This window comes from Sphingobium sp. (assembly GCF_049304695.1).
In the GTDB taxonomy this organism is placed as follows: domain Bacteria; phylum Pseudomonadota; class Alphaproteobacteria; order Sphingomonadales; family Sphingomonadaceae; genus Sphingobium.
In genome coordinates, this window is record NZ_JBAQOK010000004.1 from 18517 (window position 1) to 29792 (window position 11276).

The 11276-nt window shown below is 59.7% G+C and carries 8 protein-coding genes and 1 pseudogene; 5 read left to right on the forward strand and 4 right to left on the reverse strand.

Going from position 1 to position 11276, the window contains the following annotated elements; translation table 11 throughout:
- Positions 1 to 53 precede the first annotated feature (53 nt).
- Positions 54 to 1820: a DUF262 domain-containing protein gene (locus WA070_RS00155; protein ID WP_422632217.1), complete on the forward strand. Its 1767-nt coding sequence runs from the start codon at positions 54 to 56 to the stop codon at positions 1818 to 1820.
- Between the two features lie 243 nt (positions 1821 to 2063).
- Here WA070_RS00155 and WA070_RS00160 read toward each other — a convergent pair whose 3' ends face one another.
- A complete protein-coding gene (locus WA070_RS00160; RefSeq protein WP_422632222.1) occupies positions 2064 to 3260 on the reverse strand; it encodes a site-specific integrase in 1197 nt (398 codons plus the stop codon).
- A gap of 228 nt (positions 3261 to 3488) precedes the next feature.
- Between WA070_RS00160 and WA070_RS00165 the strand changes: the two genes are divergently transcribed.
- Positions 3489 to 4367, forward strand: a complete 879-nt coding sequence (locus WA070_RS00165) for a hypothetical protein (RefSeq protein WP_422632218.1) — start codon at positions 3489 to 3491, stop codon at positions 4365 to 4367.
- Positions 4368 to 4374: 7 nt separating this feature from the next.
- Here WA070_RS00165 and WA070_RS00170 read toward each other — a convergent pair whose 3' ends face one another.
- The 3 genes from WA070_RS00170 to WA070_RS00180 form a co-directional block, all read right to left on the reverse strand.
- Positions 4375 to 5391, reverse strand: coding sequence for a ParB/RepB/Spo0J family partition protein (locus WA070_RS00170; RefSeq protein ID WP_422632219.1), 1017 nt, complete (start codon positions 5389 to 5391; stop codon positions 4375 to 4377).
- 46 nt (positions 5392 to 5437) lie between these two features.
- Positions 5438 to 6640: an AAA family ATPase gene (locus WA070_RS00175; protein WP_422632220.1), complete on the reverse strand. Its 1203-nt coding sequence runs from the start codon at positions 6638 to 6640 to the stop codon at positions 5438 to 5440.
- Positions 6641 to 6829: 189 nt separating this feature from the next.
- Positions 6830 to 7924 (reverse strand): replication initiation protein, encoded by a 1095-nt coding sequence (locus WA070_RS00180; RefSeq protein ID WP_422632223.1) that lies wholly within the window; start codon positions 7922 to 7924, stop codon positions 6830 to 6832.
- A 752-nt stretch (positions 7925 to 8676) separates the two neighbouring features.
- Here WA070_RS00180 and WA070_RS00185 point away from each other — a divergent pair.
- The 3 genes and pseudogenes from WA070_RS00185 to WA070_RS00195 all read left to right on the forward strand — a co-directional run.
- On the forward strand, positions 8677 to 8997 hold the full coding sequence (locus WA070_RS00185) for a single-stranded DNA-binding protein (protein WP_021243468.1): 321 nt from the start codon (positions 8677 to 8679) through the stop codon (positions 8995 to 8997).
- An 82-nt stretch (positions 8998 to 9079) separates the two neighbouring features.
- Complete coding sequence (locus WA070_RS00190; RefSeq protein WP_422632221.1) at positions 9080 to 9979, forward strand: DUF7146 domain-containing protein; 900 nt, start codon at positions 9080 to 9082, stop codon at positions 9977 to 9979.
- A gap of 69 nt (positions 9980 to 10048) precedes the next feature.
- Positions 10049 to 11276 (forward strand): annotated as a pseudogene (locus WA070_RS00195) (methylase); the annotation flags it as partial.

Below are 11276 nucleotides of genomic sequence, written 5' to 3' on the forward strand. Positions count from 1 at the left end.
TTCCGGACATTGCCTTTGCCACTGAATGAGGTGATATCGCGCGCGGCACGAACTTGGATGCAGGGCTGGAGAGAAAGATGGCATTTGTTGAACCGATTACGATCAAGGACGCCATCGACAACATTCACCGCAAGAATTACCTGCTTCCCGCAATCCAACGCGAATTCGTCTGGAGCGTCGATCAGATCGAAACGCTCTTCGATTCCCTTATGCGGGACTATCCAATCAACTCATTTCTCTTCTGGGAAGTCGAACGCAACAATGTCGACAAATACCAGTTTTATGAATTCGTCCGCGAGTATCACGAGCGCGACAGCTACCATAACCCAAAAGCCAATCTGAGCGGCGAGTCCGGCATTATCGCCATTCTCGACGGCCAACAGCGCCTGACCTCCCTTTATATCGGCCTCAAAGGGTCATATTCTTACAAAATGCCGCGCAAGCGCTGGGACAATGATGCCGCTTTTCCCAAGCGGCATCTCTATTTGAACCTGTTCCATGCTCCCGCCGAAGACAGCAACATCGAGTATCAATTCAGCTTCCTGACAAAAAAGGAGGCCGGGGTTCGCGACGCTGACAATTTCTGGTTTAAGGTTGGCGACATTCTCGACATCCTTGAGCCGGTCGACGTCAATGATTATCTGCTGAACAATGATGTCGCGCAGTTCGGAAATGACAAGTTTCGGCTGGCCAATAAGGCTCTCTTCAAGCTGCATGACGTCATACACAAAAGCAAATCAATCAACTTCTTCCTGGAGCGCGGCGAGGACCTCGACAAGGTTCTCAATATCTTCATCCGCGTAAACAGCGGCGGCACCCAGCTCAATTATTCCGACCTGCTGCTGTCCATCGCCACGGCCCAGTGGAAGGACAAGGACGCACGTGAGGAGATCACCGAATTCGTTGACGAGGTGAATGCCATCGGCGACGGCTTCAACATCAACAAGGACTTCGTCCTGAAATGCTGCCTAGTCCTCGGCGGATTTCGGGAAATCGCCTTCAAGGTAGACAATTTCAACAAGGCGAACATGCTCAATATCGAGCGCCAGTGGGAGGACATCGCCAAAGCGATCAGCGCCGCAGTCATCCTGCTGGCCAATCTCGGCTATCACCGAGATACGCTGACATCCAACAACGCCCTGATCCCCATCGCCCATTATCTGAAGAAGATTGGCGTCCCCAATAACTTCGCCATTGCATCGAAATATGAGGCGGACCGAAAGGCCATCTTCAAATGGCTGGTGATCGTTCTCCTTAAGCGGACATTCAGTGGTCAGCCCGATAACGTGCTTCGTCCTATCCGTGAGGTCATCAACAGCGCCACACAAGGCTTTCCGTTCGAAGAGATTTCAAACAAGCTGAAAGGCGGCACAAAATCCTTGTCATTCGACGAAGACGAGATCGTGAGCCTGCTCCACTACAGCTATGGCGAGGCATACACCTACTCTGTTCTAGCATTCCTTTACCCGATGCTGGATTTTCGCAATAAGTTCCATCAAGATCATATCTTCCCGAAGAAAATGTTCACTAACAAACGCTTGTCGAAGGCCGGAATCGACGATGAAGACGTTGAATTCTTCATGGAAAATTTCAACAGCCTCGCCAATTTGCAGCTGCTAGAAGGGGTTCCAAATCAGGAGAAATCGGGCAAGGATTTCGACGCCTGGCTGACTGAGAAATGTCCCTCCAAGGCTGATCGCAAGGACTATATGGCCAAGCACTATATTCCTGACGTCGATCTCTCGTTTGCCAACTTCCGGGAATTTATCGAGAAGCGGGAAAAGATGCTAGTGAAGGCGTTCAAGGAATTGCTAGCGTGACAGGAGGAGGGACAGCTTTACCCTAAATACGAGCCGTCCCCTCTCGGCTTCATCCCGTGCGAACCGCATATTTATTGATCTCGTGTGGCCAAACCCGCTTTTCCGCCATCGGCCGGCCTTGCTCATTTATCACTCTAGCCGGATTGGCCTTCGGACCGTCTGGCGCAGCCGCCGATAAAGCGGACTCGATCGGAGCGATGGCCCCGACAATTTCTTTTTGTGTAGTCACCTGGGCGCTCGCTCCTAGCCGATTTTTGCCATTAACCGACCAGCTGCGCCTTGCTCAGCCGCCAGATTGCGATTGTAGGAAAGCGGCATCCGCGGACTCTTCCAGCGCAGCGCCTCCATGATGCCGGCGAGATCCTCGCCGCTCGCGAACAGGTCCTGGTTGAGCCCCACCCGTGTCGAATGCGCGCTGATCCCCTTCAGCATCCGCGACAAATCGTCAGCCGTCAAATCTCCGAGCGCGCCGCGGTCGAACGCGCGCTGGATCATTGTCCGAAAGATCGGTCCGATCGATCCGGGGTGCAGAGCCGTCGACCCGATATCGTACTCCACCCGCGCCTTCACCGCGGGCTTCGAGAGCGTCTTGCGCAGATCCCAGGTTTCGCGGCCCGAGATGCTGTCGATCCGCCGCCCCTTCACCGCGGCGCGCGCCTTGTATCGGCGGACCTGGACGCGCCGGAACAGCGGACCTGAGGAGATGTCGGCCGCCTCGGTCCACGCCGCGATCGCCCGTGCCGAGCGCGGCGACAGAAAAGCGGTCGCCCCCTCCCCATCCTGATCGCCCTTGCTGCGCAGGATCTGCAGCAGCCGCGCCTCTGGATCGATCGCTTCCTCGACATGCTCGACTGCGACCGCCACCAACTCGGACGCACGCAAACCGGTGTCATAGGCGGCCGACAGCAGCGCCCGATCGCGCAGCCCCGGCAGATCGTCGCCGCAACTTTCGAGCAGCGCGCGGATATTGAGCCCGCGCGCCGTGTCGCGTTCGACGTCGCGCACCGGGCCTTTGAACCGTAGCGGCCGCGCCTGCTTCTGCGCCGCCCCCTTCTCACGGCGCACCGCCTGCAGCCGGAGCTTCACGAGCGACGCCGGCGTCGGATCCTTCAGTTCGAGCAACTGGTGGATCTTGGCGATCGACGCTTTGTACCGGCCGAGCGACGCGGGCTTGCTCCCCTGCCCCGCCCGCGCGTCGAGATAGTCGGCGACCGTTTCCGGCGTTGCCGGCAGCGCGATGCGCTTCATGCGCCGACACCACAGGTCGAACGCCTCGAGATCCGATTTCAGCGCGCGGATGGTGTGTGGCGAGGATGCAGCCTGATAGGCGGCGATTAGCGGCTCGTTGATGACGATGCGCTCGACCGCGTGCATCTTCACCACCGCCCAAGACAGATCGTTGACCGACGCCATCGGCGCTGGGGCCATTTCCTCCGCCATCAGGGCGTTATCGTCGAGTTGAGCGAGGTGATCCATCGGCGTGATATGTAGCTCACCTTTTAAAGAGGCGTCAAATATGGAGATGTGATAACTGCAATTATCACATGTTCATATTCTAACGCTATCTGAGATGGAAACTAAATGCTGACTTTGGTTTCCCTAAAGGTTACGCTAGAGTCTGCATTGATGGCAGACCCCTCCCCTTCCTATGCCTCCAATGAGCAGGCCATGCTCCTGCTCGGCCGACTGGATGGACGACTCCAGAACAGCCCATGGGCTGACATCTGGCTGGCCCGTGCGCGGTTGCAGGGCGCGGCCCAACTTGCCGGTCTCGCCGGCGTGCCCGTCGACGTCCGGCATCTGCAGGACTGGATTTGCGGTCGCACACCCCCTCCCCGCGCCTCTGAGGGGTTGAGCGATCCCGTTTCCGTCGCAGCGGTGTTTCATCTCGCGATTGAGGCCAGCGCTGGCGATCAAGGGCCGCTAGCCCGCGCGACGCTGAACGTCTTACGCACCGTGCTGGACGATCGAGCCGAGGCCAAAGTCTGGGCGGGCAGCGACCTGGCCTATTTCGGTCCGGCGTGGCGACAGGCACGAGCGGAGACAGTGGCCCCCTACCCTTCCCCATCGCTGCGCGCCATTGCCGATCGGATTGTCGCCATGCTCAAGGCGGTGGTCGTTGCCGATCAGGCCGCGGTGGACGTGACGACGATCGACGGCCGGACGCTCATGCTCGAGCCACGGGCACGTGACAGGGCTTGGTTGGTCGCTAGCTATATACCGGCCATGCTCCGCCATGCCGGACTTACGCTGGGCACCCTGCCCTCTCTCACTCTGTTGCCGAAATTTCCGCCACACGAAGTTGTCGCTTTGGCCGATATCATGACGCGCTCACTGCTGACGAGCTGCCAGTCCGGTCTGAAGGACCTCGACTGGATCGAGCGCCAAGGATCAAAGGCCTTGGAGGTGTCCGCAACGCGCCGCAGCCGGGCGCCTCTCCTTGCCCGCCTTGCGCTGGCCTACCCCGGGCTTCGCCCCGCAGCCGTCACCCGGCTTCTTCAAGTCACTCCTCAGGGTGCACGCAAGCTGCTAGCAACCGTCCGGTAAATGATCGCTACTGCCAATGCGTATCGAGTAAGGTCTTGATCGCGGCTTCAGCCTCTTCCCGCGAACCGCCGCCGTGTGGGAGCAAGGTGACCCTCACCCCTTTACGATCCTTACCCTCGAAACGAAGCAATGGCTTCCCGCTTTGCGACGCGATGGTTTCCGTCGATCCTGACCTCTTGGGGGATCCTGACCTTTTGGGGGGATCGGCTGCCAGCGCCAACGCGCGAAGAATGTCCGGCACGGCCGCAGAAGCCCCCTCGTCAGCTGTTCGAGCGCGGAGCGCGGCCGCTTCGGCAAATACCCGTTGGCGACGATCGTCGGGTTTCAATAGAGGCTTGATCGCCGTAACATGCTTGATCCGCAAATCCTGCGGATTGGGAAATGCGACCATCAATTCCGCCGGCAGGCGGGCGAGATCAAGATAGCGGCTCAGCCAGCTTTCTGTGACATTGATCCGCTCGGCCATGACCTTCTGGCGGCCCTCATAATAGGCATCAAGCGCACGGAGATAGTCGCGTGCCCGCTCCAGGTCGCTAAGGTCTTCGCGCGCCCTGTTCTCGATATCCGCGATGCGGAATGCTTCTTCATCCGACAGTTCGCGGACGTCGACCAAGAACCGGAAGTCGGGGTAATTATGGCTACGCAGCCAGCTGATCGACCAGTGACGCCGAGCGCCACAGATCACCTCAAAATCATTGTCTGGTTCGCCGCGCACCCGCCGGACAATTGCCGGCATTTCTTGGCGTCCCTGCGCCTTTATGCTCTCGATGAGATCGGCGCATCGCTCCTCGTTGAGGAGCGCATATTCCCGGTTGTGCCCCGCCCACATTCGGCATCGAGCGGGATCGACCAGTTCATGCGTGCGGCTGACAACCGATCCCGCTGCCAATTCGGCCAAACGGTTCTCTCTTCCAGTCAAGACATTCGAACCAAGGCCGGGACGACGCGGGGCGGGCGCACCATCTTCAGGCAGATTTATTCCGGCCGCCAAGTCAGCCGCGAAACTCGCATTCTTTCTGCTCATAATGCCGCCCCTCTACCCGGAATTGCACCGGTGCAATTTTTGCTTTTCATGCCAAACCTTCCTTTCGCAAACGGCCTAAGTGGCTGGGCCACATGGCGCGAATATCCAATTCCAGCTCAGCGTTGACGCCATCGAGATAAGTGAGGCAGCGGTTGCGCACCGCACTGCTTGTGACGGGGCCATCGAGTTCATAAACCGTCATCAGACGAGCCGTCGCATTGTCGATCTCAGCAGAATCCTTAAGCGGCGTACGCACCATCGCGTGACCGAACAACGTCCGCATCAGATTGAGCAGTTCCTTCTGCATCGACTTGTTCTCGTCGACCTTCGAGGCAACAAAGCGCAGGAATTTGAGAGTCGGCGCAAAGCCGCGTTCGGCCAGCGTCTCGATGGTCTCATCAAGCATCGCCAGAAACGCCGCGGTCGAAGAAAAGTCCATGACGGTTGGAGGCACCGGCACAACGAGAGCATTCGCCGCGCGCAAAACCGACAAGGATATGGCGCCAAGGGCTGGGGGCGGATCAAGGACAATGACATCAAAGCGATCAGCAATGCTAGCGATGCCTTGAGAGAGGCGATCGATAAGCCCCCCCTGCCCGCGCGCCATCCGGGCGGCGATCTCATATTCCGACTGGAATAGCCGCAGATTGGCAGGGATTAGTTCAAGGCCGTCGAAATGCGTTTTGCGCAGGGCATAGTCGAGCGAGGTCATTTCCTCCTGGCGGAGAAACGGATAGAGCGTGTCGTCCTCGGTCAGGTCGAGATCCGGCACATAGCCGAACAGCGTCGTTGCCGACGCTTGGCTATCGCAGTCGATCAACGCGACCCGATAGCCCTGGATGGCGAGATACTGGGCAAGATGCACCGACAGGGTTGATTTGCCGACACCTCCCTTGAAGTTCTGGACAGCAACGACACAGCACGGGTCGTCTACTGCCCGCCAAGGTCTCGTGCCGAACAGGCCCCGCATATCGTTGAGCTGCGCGAGCGTATAACCCACTCTGCGATTATTCTCGGTTCGCGGCGGCGGCGGAAGTCGCCCGTCCTTTTCTGCGTCGCGGATCGCTGCAGGCGTCCGCCCCACCAGGTCGGCCGCCTTTCCGATTGGGAAAGTGGGCTCACGCCGATCATCCGCCCGCGCGCTGCGCGCCGAATCGCGAAGCCGCTCCAGCACCGAGGACGTTCGCTGGGCAAGCGTGGCCACCGATAGAAGATCGTGTGTGTCGTCGATGTCTAGTGATGCTGCCACAGGGCGCCCCTTTGCGAAACTCGGGGCACTGTAGCGCAACTTGCGCTTTTCCGTCAAATAGAAGCGGAATTTCGAAAGTTACGGCGCATCATGGTCGGCATATAGCCTGAATATCGCCAATCACGGCCTATCAAAGGGTCTATCCTGACTCGGTGGGGGCGAAGGAAAATTGCACCGGTGCAATTTTCGTTAGGGACGCCCCCTCCGCGCAACGAAACTCTCGCAAAAGCCGGTCCAGGAACTCAGCAACTTCGCGCCTTTGAGTTTCACCAGACGGTCGCCCATCTGCTGGCGATATGCATCAGCGATGAGATCGATATCCCACCCGCCACCGTTCGATCGAGCGATAGCCGCCAAAGTCTCGGCGTTGAAACGGATCGTTCCTTCCGGGAAGATGATATCGGAATTCTTCTCAGGTGCGACAAGCGCGCTGATGGCAGCCTTGACGACCGATCCCACTTCCACTGTGTCGGCGACCGTTTCCACAGCCCCTTCCCGGCGCGCCTTGCGTCCTGTCGAGTGCCGCTCAATCTCATCGACGGTCGCGATCTGCGCTGGCGCATCCTTTGGCTCGAAGCGGAACTCGATCTCGGTCACCGTTCGGCCCTGCCGTATCTCCTTCCACTCGACGCGGAAGTGAGCCAACTGATCAATTTCGGCCTTCGCCTTCTCAAGCACCTTGCGCCGCAGTTGCGCGAAATCCTTATACACGTCCGGCGATATTCCCAGCGCTGCGCGCAGCGCTGCCATATCGCCCTTCCATGTGGACTGCCGGCGATGAAGCCGCAGCGATCCAATTTCGTAGAGCTTGAGTGCATAGCTCGACCGAAAGCCCAATACCGCCTGTCGATTGAGAACCGCGTAGCTCTCCGACTCCTGGATGAGCTTGCGGGCGTCAGGCGTAAATTCCCATTCAATCCAGCCCGCGTCGGCGCCATCCGTATCTTCCGCCTCTTCGCGAGACGACGAGATCAGGGAAAAGCGCAGTGTAGCTTTCTTGCCGCGCCAGGACCGGTCGTCTATCGCAAACAGAGTCCGATGAAGTTCCTCCAGCATGTCGGAGATGCGTTCATTACCCTTGTGACCGCGGCGAATATCAGCCTTGCGCATGCGATGCGGCCGATCTTGCCAGGCATCGCCGCCCGCTGTCAGGATCATCAACGCGAGCAGTCGTGACGCTGTCAGGCTGAGCGACTGGCCTTTCACAAATTTGATCTCGACGATGCTGCCGGGCTTGGCGAATTCTTCGCCACCCTTCGCCTGCAAAGCCGCTGCGACACGCATGGCGCGGCCAGGCGCCGAATCGGCTTGCGCCTCTCGCGCTGCATCGGCGCTTAGATTTTCCGCATGTTCCATGTCATATAGGCCGAACGTATATTGGGCAGATTCGCCTAATTGCTGCCTGACCTGTCCTCGCTCGTCAAGTCAGGGCAGGCTGAAACCCTTTCTGTCGCCCCCATCCGGTCAGGTTAGAACCGTGTGGCACTCCCGCAAAAGCACTGGGATCCTGCCGAGTCGCAATGCGATTCGCGTTCTCTTGGTTTTCGGCTCGCTCACGCTCGATAAACGCTGCAGAACGACACCATTCCCAGGCGAGAAGCCGCCAAAGGGCATCGCCCCCAATCAGTCAGGATAGCCCCAATAGGTCAGCTATCCGCCCCCGACCGGTCAGGTTGACGCCCCCGTCGGGTCAGGCAAAGTCCCCCGTGCGGTCAGGATAAACGCGACAAATCATTGAAATTGCAGACCTTTTGAGCACAGAATCTGAATCACTTAGAATCATGAATCCTTCCGCTGCGAGCAGCGGCGTTGTTCTAGAATGATTCTAAAAGACTAAATAGGCGATTCGCTGATCGTTTAGCTCGGACAGCATAACCAATGTCCCCCTAGTTGGGGGGATACCGCAACACCGGTGTTCCACGATAGCATCCCGGTCTCGATCCTGGGCAGCTCCGCCCCGCGACGAAATCCTCGGCGATCCGACAGCAGCTGAATCACCGCTCGTCGCCGCTGGGCACACGTAGTGAGGAGATCGCATGATCAATTTTGCCAAATTCGAGATTATCGGACGGATCGGTGAGATCGACGCCAAGCCCAAGGTCACGAACATCTCGGTATGTGCGAACTATCGCCGACGCGGAGAAGGCGACCAGTGGATCGAGGACAGCTACTGGAACCGCGTCGTCATTTTCAGCGACGGCCAGCGGAAATATATCGATGAGAAGGCCCAGGTTGGCGATCTCGTGCGGATTGCCGGACGGCTCCGTGACACCTCCTACGAGCGCGACGGCACCACCCACTACACGACCGACCGGATCGTCGAAGAGTTCGGTGTGCTCGCGGCAAAGGCGGCATAGACCGTAGGAGGCCGCGCCAATCGGGCAAGAGGGGAGGGGGCATGCGCGAAGCGAACCTAAATTTTCGATAGGAGTTTCGCTTATGCCAGCCACCATCGACGCAGCAGTTCGCGCCAAGCAGATCGTCGAGAGCCTGGGCGGACGCTGGTCTGGATCGCGCGGAGAGTGCCGGTGCCCCGCCCATGACGATCATTCCCCCAGTCTTTCGGTCCGCCTCGGCACCAAGGCGATCCTGTTCAAATGCTTTGCGGGATGCACATCGACCGATATCCTCAAGGCTCTCGATCGTCAGGGTTTGCACGATCGAGAGCCGGTCCATGTCGAACCGCGTCCGCCCTCACGCGATCTGAGCGGTTTGGCCAGGTCATTATGGCAGCACAGCATCCCCATCGCCGGCACACCGGCTGAAGCCTATCTTCATGCTCGGGGTCTTTATGCGCCGACGCCCAACCTTCGCTTCAATCCGCAAACGATCATAGGGAAGGGGAAGGATCGGCGCAGCCTTCCCGCAATGATCGCAGCGGTAAGAAATGAGCTGGGCCTGGTCGCGGTCCACCGGACTTTTCTTGATCCCGCCGACATTTTGCGGCGCCCCTTCCGCAAGCCCAAGCTGGCGCTGGGCCTGCTCGGTTCGGGCAGCGTGCGGTTTGGTGAGCCGGATGACGTTCTGGGCATCGCCGAAGGGATCGAAGATGCACTGTCCGCCATCGACTGGTTCCAATTGCCGGTTTGGGCCGTGCTTGGTGCCGAGCGCTACGCCCATGTCGGTATACCGTCCCATGTGAAGCGCGTTATCGTGTTCGGTCAGCGCAACAAGGCGGCCAAGATCTGCCTGAAGAGGGCAGGGGAGCATCTCAGCGCCAACGGGCGAAGGGTCGAGGAGTGGCTCCCATCCGAGCACGACGACTGGAACGATGCTCTGCGCGATCGGCTTGCCCGCAACGCCGTTCCTCGCACCGTCATCCAGACACACGCCCACTGAAGAGAGGAGAGGAGGCCTCCGGCTTGTTGATCCGGTGATGGGCACCGGACGATACTATGGAGGCCTACAATGCGCACCTCAGCCGCTGCTCTCGAACTCGATTTCACCGAACCATCCATTACCGCCGCGAACGCCGTCTATGCCGTGCTGCGGAAAGGCGACGGCCTGGACCGGCCTGGCCTGCTCCGGGCGATGGAAATCGCCTATCGCTCAACCGCTGCCGATGGGCATTGGTCACTCCGCGATGCTTATGATGTGCTGGAGCTGGCCCAGGTTCTGCACCTCGCCACGCTTGACCTGTCGCAAGAGCCCGCCGAGTGCCTTGCGGCCCTGACCGCGCTCACCGCATCCCTGCCGACGCATACGGTGCGCAGTGAAGAACAGATCGCGCTCCAGCAATTTTCGACACCGGCCGCGATTGGCTACCTTGCCGCACTCGCTGTCCGCATCACCACAGCCGATACCGTCCTGGAGCCCTCCGCCGGCACCGGGCTCCTCGCCGTTTTCGCCGCGCGCGCGGGCGCAAAGCTTGTCCTCAACGAGATCGATCCCGCGCGCGCTGACATGCTCCAGGTAGCATTCCCCGCCGCACCGGTCAGTCGCTACGACGGGGAACTCATCGACGATCTGCTGCCGCTGTCGATCCGCCCGACCGCCGTGCTCATCAACCCGCCCTTTTCTCGCAGCATCGGTCGATATGCCGACCCGCTTGCCGCGTTCCGCCATTTGCGGGCCGCCCTGAAACGGCTTGATGCCGGGGGGCGCTGCGCCGCTATACTTCCCGATCGCGTGGATACATCGAGCCCCGCCTGGGCGAAGGCGACCGAGGGCTGTGCGATCGCGCTCCATGTCGAACTGCCCGCCAATGCCTATGCCAAACATGGCACCAGCCAGATCGTGAAGCTCATCGTTCTGGAAAAAGGCGTCCAGGATGACGTCGCCATCGTTCGGTGCAACTCACTCCCCGAAGCGCTCGCGACGATCATCGCTTCCACCGCCAGCGTTACGGAAACCCCGCGACGCTCCCCAGCGCGCCTTGCACCAACCCGAGCGCGCGCATCCCTGCTCGGCGGTCTCTCGAGCAGACCCCGGCTTTCGGCCCCGATCGCGACGACCGCCCAATCTCTCAGCGCGCTTGATATCGGCTACACCGTCTTTGCTGAACCCGTACCGACCGGTGAGGCGGTGGGGGTGTACCTGCCGTATCGGCCAAGCCGCATCGCCATTCCCGGTGCATCCGCGCATCCGACCGCTCTGGTGGAATCGATCGCCATGGGCTCGATTACGGCACCGCGGC

Coding starts and splice junctions, on each gene's coding strand:
- WA070_RS00185 (WP_021243468.1), top strand. CDS start 8,677: ATGATCAATTTTGCCAAATTCGAGATTATCGGACGGATCGGTGAGATC.
- WA070_RS00190 (WP_422632221.1), top strand. CDS start 9,080: ATGCCAGCCACCATCGACGCAGCAGTTCGCGCCAAGCAGATCGTCGAG.
- WA070_RS00170 (WP_422632219.1), bottom strand. CDS start 5,391: ATGAGCAGAAAGAATGCGAGTTTCGCGGCTGACTTGGCGGCCGGAATA.
- WA070_RS00160 (WP_422632222.1), bottom strand. CDS start 3,260: ATGGCGGAGGAAATGGCCCCAGCGCCGATGGCGTCGGTCAACGATCTG.
- WA070_RS00165 (WP_422632218.1), top strand. CDS start 3,489: ATGCTCCTGCTCGGCCGACTGGATGGACGACTCCAGAACAGCCCATGG.
- WA070_RS00180 (WP_422632223.1), bottom strand. CDS start 7,924: ATGCGTGTCGCAGCGGCTTTGCAGGCGAAGGGTGGCGAAGAATTCGCC.